Here is a 15,577-nt window from a genome sequence, read left to right on the forward strand (position 1 = left end):
CGTATGACAGCTTATACTATGCCAGATACAAAAGGAAAATATGGACAGTTTGGCGGGAGATTTGTTCCAGAAACATTAATGCCTGCTTTACTTGAATTAGAAACAGCTTATGAGCAAGCCATAAAGGATGAGCAATTTACAGATGAGCTTCATGACTACTTGCACCATTTTGTCGGCAGGGAAACGCCGCTTTACCTTGCCAACCGTTTAAGCCAACAACTTGGTGGTCCTAAGATTTATTTAAAACGCGAAGATTTAAATCATACCGGTGCCCATAAAATCAATAACACCATCGGGCAAGCATTGCTCGCCGTCCGTATGGGAAAGCGTAAAATTGTCGCTGAAACTGGAGCAGGACAACACGGCGTGGCAACGGCAACCGTTTGTGCTCTGCTTGGGCTAGAATGTGTTGTCTTTATGGGGGCAGAGGATATACGCAGACAGAAATTGAATGTCTTTCGCATGGAATTATTAGGTGCAGAAGTTCGCAGTGTTACAAATGGCAGCGCTACTTTAAAGGACGCGGTCAATGATGCGCTTCGTTATTGGGTCGCCCACGTAGAAGATACGCATTATATTCTTGGTTCCGTAGTTGGTCCCCATCCATTTCCTAAAATGGTTCGCGACTTTCAATCGGTAATTGGAAAAGAAACAAAGCTACAAATGCTAGATCAGCACGGAGAGTTACCGGATGCTGTGGTTGCTTGTGTTGGCGGCGGAAGTAATGCAATGGGTATGTTCTATCCATTTATTCAGGATAAGGACGTAGCGTTATATGGCGTAGAAGCAGGCGGAAAAGGATTACAAACAAGTAAACACGCTTCTGTTTTTCACAACCCTAAGCCTGGTATTCTACATGGAACGATGACCAATTTACTCCAAAATGAACATGGCCAAATTCAAGAAGCTTTTTCCATTTCGGCTGGATTGGATTATCCTGGAGTTGGACCTGAGCATAGCCACCTCCACACTACTCACCGGGTAAACTATACAGCCATCACAGATGAAGAAGCTATACAGGCATTTCTGCAACTCTCACAAACAGAAGGAATCATTCCAGCACTGGAAAGCGCACACGCTCTTGCCTATGTAGCAAAACTTGCACAATCCATGAATCAAGATCAATCGATCGTCGTTTGTTTATCCGGTCGCGGGGACAAGGACGTCGAACAAATGAAGCAACGATTGGAGGCGAAATAACATGGGAAAAACTAAATTGGACAATTATTTAAGTGCCATACAAGCCAATCATAAGAAAATTTTCGTCCCCTATATAATGGCTGGAGATGGCGGCCTAGAAAAGCTCAAAGAACAAATCTTATTTTTAGAAGCATGCGGGGCTGCAGCTATTGAAGTAGGCATTCCTTTTTCTGACCCGGTCGCTGATGGTCCAACGATTCAAAACGCTGCCAAGCGCGCGCTTGAGCAACAAACGACGCTTCAAGCCGTCTTAGCAGCACTTGCTACCTTTAAGTCGCAACGAACGATCCCTATTATCATCATGACGTACATGAATCCGGTTTTCGTATACGGAGTCGAACATTTTGCCAATGCATGTGCAGAAGCTGATGTCGATGGTGTGATTATCCCTGATGTGCCTTTAGAAGAAGATGATTTAGTAACCGGTGTACTAAAGAAAAACGATATCGCACTAATTCGGCTCGTTTCTTTAACGAGTACGAAGGAAAGAATCGAAACGATTACGCAACGGGCAGAAGGTTTTCTTTATGCCGTTACTGTTAAAGGAACAACGGGAGCGAGAAGCAGTTTTGATCAAGCAGTGAAAGAGTATTTACAACAATTAAAGCAGCAAAGCAATATTCCAGTTTTAGCCGGCTTTGGTGTGTCAACAAGCGAACAAGCCAAGGAATTAGCCTCTTATTGTGATGGAGTGATTGTTGGAAGTAAGATTGTTGAATGGCTACACGAAGAAAAGCGAGAAGCAATCCAGTTATTAATCAGCAGTGTTTAACCGATTCTTTTTAAAAACAGCGTTGAAAAAGTTCTTAAATTGAAATTAAAATGGTTTTAGTGACCAATTTCTGCTTTGTGGAATGATGGATATAACATTTATCCCGTATATTATATAAGGTGCTGTAAGACTCCCACTTCAGAAGTTGGATAAATTATACTGCAACAAGTCTAAGCCGGAGATAACAGCACCTAAATACCCTATTTCGTAGGCGACCTTTAGATCATACCATTACGGTACTGCCAATTAGTGAGGGATAAATGAAACCCTCACTGATGGAAGATTCACTTTATTTCAATGAATAATGTGATGATTTTATATGGACGCTGCTAGATCCCAAATAGTCACACTAGCATAATATACTGTGGAAAAAAGGCGCAAACGCCCGTTTATCAACGTAGCGAATGGAAGGAATCAACTAAAGATATAGGAATCATGCCACTAAAACAGGGGTATGCCGACGTCTGGGCGGCAAGCCCGTTTTTAGTCGGCCTTCCTCTTTTTGACGAACCGATGAGGCCTTATCGTAGGGCGCATTTCTAAAGTCGCAACGTTGCTGGGCTCATGCGCCAGACGTGGCTAGTCGGTTATTTCATTATCCCAAAGCACCTCATTTTATACTTTTGTATGAAAAAAACGCTATTTACCATTATATAACTTATTTATTTTAGGTAGTATTTCAAGAATCTAAACAGTATAAAGCAAAATTTTTCATCATAGATGGTGGCTTGCGCTCTAGGCGAGCCATGCTGGTTTCTTATCTGGGTAAAAAAGACCGATTTGTATAAATCGGCCTTTTTTATAGGAGAATATTTCATGGGTAAACGCATACAAGCTTGTAATGGTTTAGATTATCTTATGTTCAAAATATACTTATAGAGTCGGCATATCCCTCAGGTTATACATACATTTCAACACAATGGACAGTTACCCAAATACCTAAATTGTAGCTTCTTATTTTACGAAAGAAGTGATCCCCTAATCCCCCTTCTTCACTTGTTTACACTGGTTCCCATTTTGACGTTTGCTCCAACATATACTTTTCAAAATACAAGACAATGATACAAGCTAAAGCTAGATTTTGACATATGCTATCAAGAATAAACTAGTTTAGAAAGGATGGTTGCTATGGATTGTCATAAATGTAAAGGTGGTAAGAAAGTACATTTATCACTGAAAGATGATCACAATTGTGTCTGTGATAAGGTAAAAAAGATTGTTCAAGCGCAAAGGCAAGTAGAATTTGATTGTGATTCCAGTTGTCATCAATTTATCCAGCAATTAAAAGGAGATCAGCATAGAGTTCAACATACGACGATCCCATTTATGCTTTACTGCGAATCTACTTGCAAACCATTTATTGGTAGTGGCTATGTCCAAAAGAAAACCCGCTGTTCATCGGACCATTATTATCAATATATTGAAACTCCTTTCTTTAAAGCAAAAGACGTGGATAAAAAGTGCTGCGCTAAATTAGAACTACTTTTGCCAGATACCGACTTTTGCTGTGAACATCATTGCTGCGATCCTTGTACCTGTTCTTATAAAGATAATCCAATAAAAAGGTTTTTGGCAACAGGAGTTTGTTTAACGGTGGATTTGAATAAATTCATTGGCATTAATTGCCTTGCTCCAAATACACCTGTAGACATGGGAGCTTATTAAAAGCTTCACTTACTCCCTTTTCTTATTATAGGAGAGGGAGTTTTTAATATATATCTAGTCTATGTAAACTACCTTTCTATGTCTTTATTCTCTTAAAAAAAAAGCTTCCTCACTGTTTAGTGTTAAGTATTTATGAAATAGTTGGTTCTATGGAATGAGACGTTGAGAAAAGAATAAATTTTAATGTTAAGCTCAAGATTCCGCAATAATTTTAATCAGACGTGATAACACTTTTTCCCAACTGGTTTTTGGAAACATTTTACTATCGGTGTAGAGAGTTATAAAAATATTTAAAAGGATTGCAGTTTCCTCCAGCAGGTAATAATGGTAAATATCCATTTGATCTGACAGCAATGGAAGACGAAAGACGAAAAAACTGTTTTTCCACGGTAGGCTATGGATGAGCTAAAAAAAGAGGGCAGGCGGAGAAACGTTCAACTATCATTACAGAAGTTGAAAATATGGAGTTATTGATACAGATAGAAAGGCAGTTAACAAGGGATTAAAAATTCATCAAATAAGTTCAATCTGAAGTCGGTTTCCGAACCATTTTTTTGCAAAGAAATAAGCAGAGCTGTCCCAAATAGATAATCACTCTTTGGGAACAGCTTTTTTTGGTTGCAATATTCAAACGTGGTAAGAAATTCGTTCTGAGACTTATTTGGTGGAAATTTTACTTATCATTTACAAGAGTATCTAGACAATCCCTCCTTTTGGTAGAAAGGAGTAACCTTTTACACTTATGTAGAGTTCCAGAAAAGTTTCTGGCTCCTCGCTATTAAGTGTTGGGAGGTATCCCAAAAGATAGATTCGCAGTCAGTTGGACACGGACCTCTGTGTGGGCATAATTCATGATTTAAGACGCCAGTATTAAGGGTTATTGGCTCACGCTTTTCATGCTATCATGCCGCTACTACGTATAAAACCTTTTAAACTACCATCTTTCCCCATCCCAAACAGCGAAGAGGCAGGTTTTGGATAGGACTTTGTTTTAAGTTTTTAGGTGCTATTGGGATTTATTCCAAATAAGCATTCATGATTTATTTTGTAGTTCTCTACAAATGCTTAACTGATAACATTAAAAATTAAATTTCAATCCGATAATGGGCAAAATCAGCCACAATTTCATCATGAGTAGCAACAATAATGGTCTTACCTGCTTCATTGAATTGTTTTAAGTGTTGTAATACAAGATCTCTATTGTCTGAATCTAATGCACCTGTAGGCTCGTCCGCTAAGATAATGGAGCATGGTTTTAACATTAATCTGGCTAAGGCTACTCTTTGTTGTTGTCCACCACTTAGTTGATACACTTTATGAGAAAGTTTATCAACCAGTCCTACTTTGGATAATACTTCTTTTTTTAATTCTTGTTTGTTCTTTTCAGTAGTATTAAACTTTAAAGCGATCTCCAAGTTTTTATCTACCGTTTCCTGATCTATCAAAGCGTAATTTTGAAATAAAAAACCAACTTTATATCGCAATAGACTTATTCTTTGTTTAGCATTAGAAAGCGATTGATTGTCAATCTTAATTTCACCCGAATCAAATGGTTCGATTCCTCCAATCAAATTCAGTAAGGTGGATTTTCCTGCACCACTTGGTCCAACTAATGCAACAATATCCCCGTCTTTTATGGTAAAGCTCAGGTTATGAATGATTTTTTTCCCCAGATAACTCTTGGTAAGCTTATTTACTTCAATCATTTGTTACTCTCCTTTTACTATTAATACGGTATTTTTATTTTCATAAATTCTTATTAGCATTGTAATTAAAGCGATCTCGATACATATAAATGTCGTGATAATTACAAAAAATAACATACTTACTTTCTCCGAGAGTAAAGCGAAAGTGCTTAATATAACCAACCAAGACAGGAAGTTAAATAAGAAGAAGTTTTTATGTTTATCCCAAGTAGTATAACCATGAATAGTCTTGACTGCGATAAATAGTTTATTTCTTTCCAAGTAATTAACGGTAATAAACGCTAAAATAATGATAGAGACAATCAGGATAGCAATTAGCATAATCAAATTAAGGATAAACGCTGACTTTACAGAGGAAATTTCATAAGCAACCTCTGTATAAACATTTGGTGTAGCTAGAATACTATTTTCTAACTTACTTTTTTCGATAGTCGGCAATAGTTCTGTGTAAGGCTTACTCGGGTTATCTGTACGTACAAATAGTCTCCCCCCGGTCAAATAGCTCAAGTAAGCTGAAGGACCGAATGTATCTGCTGTTATCATGGCAAAGATAGGATCATTGGCATAATCGACTTGATAAGAGTCTCTATAGTTAAATAGAAAATACTTTTTATCATTAGCTATATACGTAATTTCGATATCTAACTTCTTTTGATTATATTCCGTTTCTGTTAATTCACCGGCTACTAATGCATCCATATATTTTTGACTTCTAAACCAGTCCAGATAAGTTTTTCTAAGTTTATCTTCCGAGTCTTTATACTTTTTTGGTACATATAACTGTAAGGTAGTGTCGTTTGTTGTTGGAATTGGTTTGTTTATAGGTTTTATAAATTTTTTCACATACGTTTCATTCACAACGATATTATTACCTTCATACGGGTCTAAACGATTTAAAGCGGGTTGTGCTTTCCTATCATCAAGCAATTTGTCATAACCTTGGCTAGGTGCAACAAGTAAACTTTTATGATTTAAAGAACTAAATAGTTCCTTCGATTTCTCACCTAATTCCTTTTCTGTTTTTTGTCTTTCATTTGAGTCATCTGATAAATCATACTGGTATTCTGTTATTGAGTAATTTTCTAACACATCCCACTCATCTAATACGGTTAGTTTCTGTTTTAACTGATCGTAAGTACCCAATAAATTTAATAACAGCGTGGTAATAATAATCGCATAAAAGACTTTGGAAGCCATATTTAGAACGGTAATCCTTTTTAATGGCCGTTTATGTTTTATCATTGCTGGAATATTCACTTCACGGATAACAAATAACGAACATAAATAAATGAGGATTAACATCACGGAAAAAATGGAATAGACCATGAGCCAATAGAACAAGAACCCTTGTAACCCCTTAAAATGGTTATAGAAATATATGAAAATGATACCGATAATTCCTAATATTGCGGTTACTAAAAAGAATTGTCTCAATTTTTCTCTAATTAATGTTTGAACGATATTTGCTGAACGATAGCCGTGAAGTTTATATACGGCAATTTCATTATAGCGCATAAAAATTTCATAGAGCGTTACTAATAAAAATAAAAGGATATATACACCGAGTATGATCAATAAAGAGATAAACGAATGATCGGAAGCCATCATAACAAAAAAATTGGTTTCTTTTATTTCACCAAATTTAATTCCCAAGTCTGTAAGTTTATTCTCTATGAGCTTTATATCATTTGGAGTATTTATCTGAAATGTATAATATCCTCGTATATTTTCTTCATTAGCTTCTTCGAAAGGATACAAATAAATGAAAAAATTAGGATTAAACACGTCTATTTTTTTATTTAAAGGAATCCTATTTGTATGGAAATCTTTATAGAATGATTCGCTATTATGTATAGAAGCATAAATTTTCAGGTTATCTTTATTTGTATCTTCTCCATAGATAACCTTTTTATAGGTATTTAGTTGATTATCCTTTGTAAATTTATCCAGTTCTGTTAAAACTTCTTTGGGTGGGACAGACTTCGACCAATCGTTTACAATGATATTATAATAATCCTTTTCCGTATTTCCATATAAATAAGTATACATTTCTTTGTTTTGATATGTTAAAAAAATTGCTAAATTGATCAAAACTAATCCTACTGTTAAAAACGCTATCCAAACTTTTTTCATACTATTTCTCCCCGTATAATATGTTTACGGACACATCTTAGAGGAATTTCCAGTTGGATCTGGATTCCCTTGAAGGCCCTCTTCGTATTTTGGAAATGTTATTTAGTAATGAGAAAGTCATTGCTTCCCTATTCATATACGTTTTTGTTATTTTTTTGCTTCACCCGTGAATGGGTAAGCGTGACATGTTTATAGATTAACCCTTGACTAGAATGCAGAAGAACTTACTCATACTGCTTATTAAAGACACCCCAAAATAACATAGGTGAACTGGTGGAGGATGGGGGGATCCCCCTCTCCCTATATCGTACTGCGATTTATTTTATTGCTGTGATTAATGCAACAGTGACAAATTAGATTTGGTTGTTGAGCTATAACTATAGTTTTTCTTCGTTTGCTTGTCGACCATCACTTAGATATAAGACCATACGGACAGCAAACAAGGATATCATGATTAATTAACCTGCTTTTTCAACACTACATAGCGAAGAGTCACAAAAAAGAGTAAGTATAATAATGATCCATAAGCTCTTTTCCAAGTATATGATAACTACCTATGGTATGCTAAATTCAGGAGGGAAAAACACATGACAGAAAAACATTTTACTATGTTATCAAACTTAGGTGACATAGAAACATTTATTGAACAAAATAAGCTTGCTTTCCTATATATTTCCCGTGAAGCCTGCAGTGTATGCCATGGGTTATTCCCACAAGTCGAAGAACTGATGAAAAAATATCCTAAAATTGCTACAGCACATATAAAGGCGGATCAGGTCGAAGAAATCGCTGGGCGCTTTTCCGTGTTCACCGTCCCGGTACTGCTGCTTTTCGTAGATGGCAAGGAGTATTTACGTGAAGCCAGAATTGTGCATATGGATTTATTCCACGAAAAATTAGATCAGATTTATAGTCATGTGGTTGGAGCTAATTAAAGCGCCAACCACTACTATGTGTAAAACATTTATCCCCCGACGTCGAGCCGCACTAACAAGAAAGAACTTCTGCTACTAAGCATTGTTCCTTTGTTGGGACTGCTTATTTTTCATTTTCATACATCATATAGACACTAAAAATTCTGTTTTCTGCTTCCTTGTTGTCTGCCTTTAACTCACCTTGATAAAATACTTTTTTTGCTTTTAAATCAATCACGTACATTAACGGCAACCTATTTTTTTCATTCATTTCACCATTCATATCATATAAAATATATAGCTTGTCATTAATAATCTTTGTATATTTCGTCATAGATGAATTAATGGATTCTGATATCGGAATTTCAAATGGTTCCTCCGCTTTTTGTTTGGCAAATTGGTAAGGAGTTATTTCTATCTTCCCTTCCTGTTCATGAATAAAGTATAGCTTTTTAGCGTCCATATGTGCGATTACTTCTTGTTCCAGCAGTTCTTTTGGAACATCGACTGGTAATTTTTCCCGTGTTTCCAAATCAAACAAACAAATATCCTCCATTGGTACATCATCGACTACTTTTGTGGCCCCAATAGCAATATATTTACTCGCACGAAGCTGGTCAAGGTCTTGTAATAAGTATCCCCCTTCATTTTCCGAATTATCTCCCCCCTTGTTTGAAAATAGTTTTGCTTCGCTAATTAATTTTTCTTCCTTAAGATTTAATGTATATAGATGCAATTCGGTATACTCTTCATCTTCCCCTTCATATATGTCATTTTGGGTAACGACGTAAAGCTTGTCATTTATAGTAATCACATCTTCTACAGCCATATATACATAGTTATCTTGATTCGGAAGTTTGATAGAAAAGGAAGTGGTTTTATCTTCATTTTTATACAATGCCTCCACTTCTAATTCAAAGTTCCCTTCTTTAAATTCGCTGCTATCCCATTCCGATTTCACATTTGCGTATGCAAGAATGTTCTCATTCTCAAAATAGTTTTCAGTATTCTCTGTTTTCCCACGCATAAAACCGCGATATTCCTGTTGCAATTGCTTGATTTTCGGGTTGTCCATCACCCCGCTTAGCCTCTCCAAAAAGGAAAGTTGGCTTGCATAAATTCTATCTTCACCAGCCAGTTGTATTCCTTCAGCAAAAAAGTTTTTACCTTGTGCATAACCCTCTACCAACACATCTTCTAACGCCTCATCATTTCCTGCTTGTTTTTCCCATGTATATTTTGGAACCTCTTTCTCTGCAAATGTATCATGCAAGTAAAAAAATCCAATTCCGAACACAAGCAAACATGAAATAAAAATCAATTTCCAGTATCGTTCCACAGCACTTCCTCCTTACACCGTAATTTTCTTAGCCAATAAGTAATTACTTACTACTACTGAACCTACCATTACAATCAAGCCTAAAATGATTTGAACCGTGAGCCACTCAAGTGGATATAAAGACACTTCTTCCGATATCATACTTACAATAAATGGCGACATAAAAAATACCGTTGCTAGCGCTACATATCCGATTGCAAATATCAAGCCTTTCCAACGATAACTACGCTCAATAAGAATCGCCGTAAAGAAGACAAAAACAGCCATCAAACCAGTACTATAGTATAGAACAAATTCAGTAAACGTAGCTGGCAATATCGTATGTAAATATGGAAAGTTTATGCTTAGATCAGTGACACTCATCGCTGACATAAATTCATTTGGAACCATCCATTCCAGCACAATTCCTGCTATAAATATAAGCAACACTTGTAAAGCGACCAAACCGAGTACCATAGCAAAAATGGCAGTTGCCTTAGCAAAAAACAGATTAATTCTTTGAGTTGGTAACATCAATAAACGGTAAATAAATGTATTTTCCCCTAACCAATCGCGATACCAAATCAGAAACATATATATGAGTAATGTAGCAATGCAAAACGCAATCGGTCCTAAAAACCAAATCGAGTTCGCCCAATCAAGCAAGCTTATAGGTTCTGACTGTTCTATAAAGTCCTGTTTTGACATTCCCTCTTGGAAAATGGCTTCATTTGCTTCATTCATATATTGCTTCGAAACAGCGACAACACCAATTAATTGGGTAACAATCGTTAAACCGATTAGCACGAAATAAAATTTAAAAAATCTACCTAATTCAAATTCCGTTAATCGCAAATAGCTTTTCATGACTTGTACTCCTCTCTCATTACATCAATGACCGACTTACCTTCTGCTGCGCGGATTTCTTCGGTATAAAATTGCCTTTTAACAACACCGTCATCAAGCAAAACGACTTTGTCAATTAAATGTTCAATATCACCAATTTCATGGGTCGTAATAATAACTCCACGATCTTCAATTAAATGACTTGTAAACACATCGGCAATTTGTTCCCTGCTAAACATATCAATGCCTGAGAAAGGTTCATCCATGAGAATATAGTCCACATCAAGGGCAAGCCCCAGTAATAAGTTGGCTTTCGCCGTATTTCCTTTGGATAGGCTAGAAATTTTCTCTTCTGGCTTTAATTTAAAAAACGATAATAACTCTTGAGCACGATCATCATTCCATGTTGCGTAATAGTCTTTCATAAATTGCATGGATTCTTCAATTGTCATTTGTGGCAAAACAGTAATCGCATCAGGAATAAACGTAATATGATTAAACGTTGCGGGATTTAGTTTTTCACCATCAATTAAAATTTCTCCTGTCTTGATCGGGGTTAAAGCCATGATTGCATTCAATATGGTTGTTTTTCCAACACCGTTAATACCTATTAGACACGTGATTTCCCCTTTTTCCGCTGTAAAAGTTACTCCTTTTAACACCTGTTTCCGGCCAAATTTTTTGGTGATATCCTTGACTTCAATCATTGCTCCTCCTCCTTATCCTCACTTGCTTGCTCATATTTTTCTTGTAAAAGCGTTACGATTTCCTCAAACGGCACATGTACAGATTGAACCGTTGCTACAAACTCGTCTACTGCATCCATGATAAGTTCCTCACGTACCGCTTTAAGCACTTGCTCATCTCGCGTTATTTTACTAGGCAAATTTCCTTCCGTATAAATCAAGCCCTGTTCCTCCATTTCTTTATACGCACGTTGTACCGTATTCGGATTAATCTTTATTTCCCCCGCTAATTCTCGACGGGAAGGGATTTCCTGTCCTGGTTCGAACATGTTCGTCGCAATCTGCTGCTTAAAATAACGAATCACTTGCACATAAACAGGCTCCCTGCGATTAAAATTTATTTTCATAGCAACAGCTCCTATATATAACTTTGTGTGTATCAATAACTTAATACACCTCACGTAAAAAAATATGTTGAAATAACGTCCATTATCCAAATTGATATCAAGAGACAGCACTTTAAAATAATAACCCAAGTGTATGAAGCATTTAATACACTACCCAAACTGTATTATAGGCTTCATACACTTCTTTGTCAATGGTTTCTTTCACAGTAAAAATTGAACAAAAAGTGAATCCATACATCCCTTGCATAAAACTTATTTTTTTAAATGCTATATTTAGACATATCAGCTAGGCACGTCATGCAATGAAAATTCTTTACCTATGCTAAAATGAAGGTATGCTACACATCGACCCCTCATTTAACATTTTCTACACTAGCTGCTTTTTTTAAAGAAGAGCAGAAACCAAAAGTGTGTAATCTCCAATATTACGAAGGTAAAATGAAGGGAATCCAAACTGCTGGATTGTTGGGATTCATTTCTAATAGAAAAAGAACCGCAAGAAAGGAACTAATTAATCTATGAAACTCGTATCTTGGAATGTAAACGGTCTACGTGCCTGTATTCGCAAAGGATTTCTTGATTATTTTAATACAGTAAATGCAGACATTTTTTGCCTTCAAGAAATAAAATTGCAAGCAGGGCAACTCCATTTACCATTAGAAGGCTACCATCAATATTGGAACTATGCCGTCAAAAAAGGCTATTCTGGTACAGCTATTTTCACGAAACATAAACCATTGGCTGTCTCCTACGGGGTTGGCGAAGCAGCTACTGAAGAAGAAGGACGAATTATCACTTTAGAATTTGCAGACTTTTATCTAGTTAATGTGTATACGCCCAATGCCAAGCGAGATCTCTCTCGGCTTGATTACCGTCTGCAATGGGAAGATCAAATCTATGCTTACTTAGTCGAACTGGATAAGAAAAAGCCAGTCATTTATTGTGGAGACTTAAACGTTGCCCATCAAGAAATTGATATTCGCAATTACAAAACTAATTATGGTAACTCCGGTTTTACAATAGAAGAGCGGGAAAAAATGACTCGGTTGCTAAACAATGGATTTATCGATACATTGCGTTATTTTCATCCTCATACAGAAGGCTTATACACATGGTGGTCGTATATGAAAACGGTGCGCGAAAGAAACATTGGCTGGCGGATTGACTATTTTATTGTTTCCAACAGATTAAAGGAATGTTTATTACATGCAGCTGTAGACCCGGATGTGTTAGGAAGCGATCATTGCCCAATTAGACTAGAGCTAAAATAAATGAAAGTGAAATTTTGGATTATCCCCTAATGAATGTTAAAGGAAGCATCCCTTAAAACCTTATATATCAGCAGTCAACGAAAACTCCCAAAAGTAGTGAAATAATTAAAACTGACTATTGCACGTCAATTTGGCTAATTTCATATTCAACTAGCCCACTAAAGTACATGTGGGCTAGTTCCACTCCCATCCCAAAAAATAATAAGCCGCTAAATATATGACGCATATACGAGATTCTTTGAGTGGAAGCAAAGTTTGTTAATGTTTTATACGACTTAATCGATAAACATTGCTAATATCAGCCATTACTTTACTTTTGAATTCTTAAGCACTTCCGATCTTCTCATAAAGCTGAGAAACATATGCTTTTAATGAATTTGCTTTATCTACCCTTTCCCATGGTAGGTTATGATTGTCTTTAAAATGCCCATATACAGAAGTCTTAGAGAAGATAGGCTCTTTCAAATTTAATGACTCAATCATACCTTTAACAGAAAAATCAAATATATATTTGATCATTACATAAAGTAATTTCTTATTTACTTTCTCCGTATCGAAAGTATTTAAATAAATAGAAGTAGGGTTTTCAACTCCAATGGTATAAGTAAGGGAAATATTACAACGATCCGCTAACCCTGCTGCTACAATATTTTTAGCTACGTAGCGACACATGTAAGCACCTGTCCTATCCACTTTAGAAGCATCTTTTCCAGAAAAGGCGCCTCCTCCATGAGGAATAATTCCACCATATGTGTCTACCATAATCTTTCTGCCCGTCAATCCTGTATCACCTAAAGGACCGCCAATTACAAAGCGTCCTGTTGGATTAATGAGTAAACTGGTACTCTGCTTTAAGAGTCCTTTAGGAATAACAGGCTTTATCACATTTTGCACGATATCCTCAATAAGTTTATGTTGGTCTACACCATCCTTGTGTTGCGCAGATATAGTAATATTTTGGATCCCTATAGGACGATTAAATTCATCATATTCAACAGTTACTTGTGTTTTTCCATCTGGGTTCAAATAAGATAAAGTACCATTTTTTCTTACTTCACTTAACCGTTTTGCAAGTTTATGGGCTAAATCAACGGTCAAAGGTAAGTAACTAGCCGTCTCATTACAAGCAAATCCATACATGACCCCTTGATCCCCTGCTCCTATTTTCTTACAAAAACGGGACTCTATATCGACACCTTGATTAATATCAGCAGACTGCTCGTTGATATTCTTAACAATGATGCACTGATGCCCATTCATTCCCTTTACAGCATTATCATAACCAACAGACACTATCGTATTTCTAGCTATTTCTTCAATTGAAACGATCGCTTTACTTTTTACTTCTCCAGCAATAACTAGCAAATTCTTAGAAATCATACACTCAATTGCAACTCTTGAATCAGGATCTTGACGTAAGTATTCATCCAAAATATGATCTGATATTTGATCACATAATTTATCTGGATGCCCTTCTGTTACTGATTCAGAAGTGATTTGGGATGTTTCCACTTTTTTTCACCCCTTTTATTCATCAAAGGTATCAATAATTCCTACAATAGCAGCGTCGACGATTGTATCTGAACTTTTGGTAATATTTCTCGCTGCACTTCCGAGTGTCACTAAGACATATTCACCCTTGCCGGCGCCCACCTTATCAATTGCTATTACCTCTTGATAAACTTTTTTTGAAGGAATGCGAATCAAATCGACAATCATTAATTTATATCCTGTTAAACTATCTACTTTTTTGGTAGACACTACATTTCCTGCAACTTTTCCAATTTGCATCATTTTCCCTCCTAAAACGCCGTACTTTTAAGTGCAATTCCTAACGGGGTAACATATTTAGGGTGGTTAGGCTGAATAACTTGTAACTGCGTAACAACCTTAAATATCCTCGTGAACTGCGGATACATCATCATCCCACCAACTAAATATATCGTTTTAACTTTTTTTCCATAATCATCAAGGAATTTTTTCGTAATACTTGCCATTTTCTCTGCCACTGGTTGCATAATTAAAAAATTCTCATCATATTTCGTACTATCTCTCTTTAATATTTCTCCTTCTTCTAAGGTTAGCCCGTAATGTCCAGCTAAAACTAACGTCATATGGGTACCACCAGTTGCTTCGTCCCCCGAATATGCAACTTTTCCATTGTTGAATATACTTATCCCGGTAGTACCCCCTCCAATATCAACCACTGCTCCATCCTGTATATTTAAAACAGCTGCAGCAGCTGTTGGTTCATCGAAAATTTCCGTAACCTCCATACCTGCACCATGAATGACATTTTCAATGATTTTTTTATTGTTGCCAACGGTTCCAGGTGGCACAGCGCCTGCAGCCAAAGTCACCGGCCTTTGAAGCTGATTTTCTGCTTTATTCTTCAAGCGCTTTACAATGGATATTGCTTCCATAAAATTAACTACTAGACCATCTGCCACAACACTCGCATCCTCAGAAGCAACAAATACTGGATGATTACTTTCATCTACTACTACTAAAACAATTGATGACGTCCCTAGATCCACTCCTACTTTTATTTTTGTGTTATCTTCAATGATGACATTTGTAGAACAATTAGCCATTTGGCTAACCTGTTTCAATATCGTATTTGTCCTGTACACATTCTTCTTCATACTTTTTCTCCTCA

At 36.4% G+C, this 15,577-nt stretch carries 14 protein-coding genes; 5 read left to right on the top strand and 9 right to left on the bottom strand.

Annotation, left to right across the window (positions count from 1 at the left end; genetic code table 11):
• The first annotated feature begins 3 nt into the window (after nt 1-3).
• The 3 genes from trpB (at nt 4) to KBP50_RS15680 (ending at nt 3,637) form a co-directional block, all read left to right on the top strand.
• Nucleotides 4-1,200 carry a tryptophan synthase subunit beta gene (gene trpB, locus KBP50_RS15670; RefSeq protein ID WP_050351389.1) on the top strand — a complete coding sequence of 399 codons (1,197 nt, stop codon included), beginning with the start codon at nt 4-6 and terminating at the stop codon, nt 1,198-1,200.
• Nucleotide 1,201: 1 nt separating this feature from the next.
• Nucleotides 1,202-1,972 (top strand): tryptophan synthase subunit alpha, encoded by a 771-nt coding sequence (gene trpA, locus KBP50_RS15675; protein WP_050351390.1) that lies wholly within the window; start codon nt 1,202-1,204, stop codon nt 1,970-1,972.
• A 1,128-nt stretch (nt 1,973-3,100) separates the two neighbouring features.
• Nucleotides 3,101-3,637, top strand: a complete 537-nt coding sequence (locus KBP50_RS15680) for a CotY/CotZ family spore coat protein (protein ID WP_050351391.1) — start codon at nt 3,101-3,103, stop codon at nt 3,635-3,637.
• Nucleotides 3,638-4,722: 1,085 nt separating this feature from the next.
• Here KBP50_RS15680 and KBP50_RS15685 read toward each other — a convergent pair.
• Nucleotides 4,723-5,343, bottom strand: coding sequence for a putative bacteriocin export ABC transporter (locus tag KBP50_RS15685; protein ID WP_050351392.1), 621 nt, complete (start codon nt 5,341-5,343; stop codon nt 4,723-4,725).
• 3 nt (nt 5,344-5,346) lie between these two features.
• Nucleotides 5,347-7,476 carry a DUF1430 domain-containing protein gene (locus KBP50_RS15690; RefSeq protein ID WP_050351393.1) on the bottom strand — a complete coding sequence of 710 codons (2,130 nt, stop codon included), beginning with the start codon at nt 7,474-7,476 and terminating at the stop codon, nt 5,347-5,349.
• A 587-nt stretch (nt 7,477-8,063) separates the two neighbouring features.
• Between KBP50_RS15690 and KBP50_RS15695 the strand changes: the two genes are divergently transcribed.
• Nucleotides 8,064-8,411, top strand: a complete 348-nt coding sequence (locus tag KBP50_RS15695; RefSeq protein ID WP_050351394.1) for a thioredoxin family protein — start codon at nt 8,064-8,066, stop codon at nt 8,409-8,411.
• Nucleotides 8,412-8,514: 103 nt separating this feature from the next.
• Here the strand turns inward: KBP50_RS15695 and KBP50_RS15700 are convergent, their stop codons facing one another.
• From KBP50_RS15700 to KBP50_RS15715, 4 genes are read right to left on the bottom strand one after another with little or no spacing between them, the layout of a single operon-like run.
• The gene (locus KBP50_RS15700) at nt 8,515-9,729 is read right to left on the bottom strand and encodes a hypothetical protein (protein ID WP_050351395.1); all 1,215 of its coding nucleotides are present in this window, start codon (nt 9,727-9,729) and stop codon (nt 8,515-8,517) included.
• A gap of 12 nt (nt 9,730-9,741) precedes the next feature.
• Entirely contained in the window at nt 9,742-10,575 is an 834-nt protein-coding gene (locus KBP50_RS15705; protein WP_050351396.1) for a hypothetical protein, read from the bottom strand.
• Nucleotides 10,572-11,261: an ATP-binding cassette domain-containing protein gene (locus KBP50_RS15710; protein ID WP_050351397.1), complete on the bottom strand. Its 690-nt coding sequence runs from the start codon at nt 11,259-11,261 to the stop codon at nt 10,572-10,574. Before KBP50_RS15710 ends, KBP50_RS15705 begins: the two co-directional genes overlap by 4 nt.
• Complete coding sequence (locus tag KBP50_RS15715; protein ID WP_050351398.1) at nt 11,258-11,647, bottom strand: GntR family transcriptional regulator; 390 nt, start codon at nt 11,645-11,647, stop codon at nt 11,258-11,260. Before KBP50_RS15715 ends, KBP50_RS15710 begins: the two co-directional genes overlap by 4 nt.
• 518 nt (nt 11,648-12,165) lie before the next feature.
• Here KBP50_RS15715 and KBP50_RS15720 point away from each other — a divergent pair.
• The gene (locus KBP50_RS15720) at nt 12,166-12,918 is read left to right on the top strand and encodes an exodeoxyribonuclease III (RefSeq protein WP_050351399.1); all 753 of its coding nucleotides are present in this window, start codon (nt 12,166-12,168) and stop codon (nt 12,916-12,918) included.
• Nucleotides 12,919-13,242: 324 nt separating this feature from the next.
• On the opposite strand, the gene metK is transcribed toward KBP50_RS15720, so the two are convergent.
• The 3 genes from metK to eutJ are packed head-to-tail and all read right to left on the bottom strand — an operon-like array spanning nt 13,243 to nt 15,563.
• Complete coding sequence (gene metK, locus KBP50_RS15725) at nt 13,243-14,430, bottom strand: methionine adenosyltransferase (protein WP_050351400.1); 1,188 nt, start codon at nt 14,428-14,430, stop codon at nt 13,243-13,245.
• A 15-nt stretch (nt 14,431-14,445) separates the two neighbouring features.
• Nucleotides 14,446-14,712, bottom strand: coding sequence for a EutN/CcmL family microcompartment protein (locus KBP50_RS15730; RefSeq protein ID WP_244969434.1), 267 nt, complete (start codon nt 14,710-14,712; stop codon nt 14,446-14,448).
• 8 nt (nt 14,713-14,720) lie between these two features.
• Nucleotides 14,721-15,563, bottom strand: coding sequence for an ethanolamine utilization protein EutJ (gene eutJ, locus KBP50_RS15735; protein WP_072741808.1), 843 nt, complete (start codon nt 15,561-15,563; stop codon nt 14,721-14,723).
• Between the last annotated feature and the right edge of the window lie 14 nt (nt 15,564-15,577).

Source organism: Virgibacillus pantothenticus, assembly GCF_018075365.1.
GTDB lineage: Bacteria > Bacillota > Bacilli > Bacillales > Amphibacillaceae > Virgibacillus > Virgibacillus pantothenticus.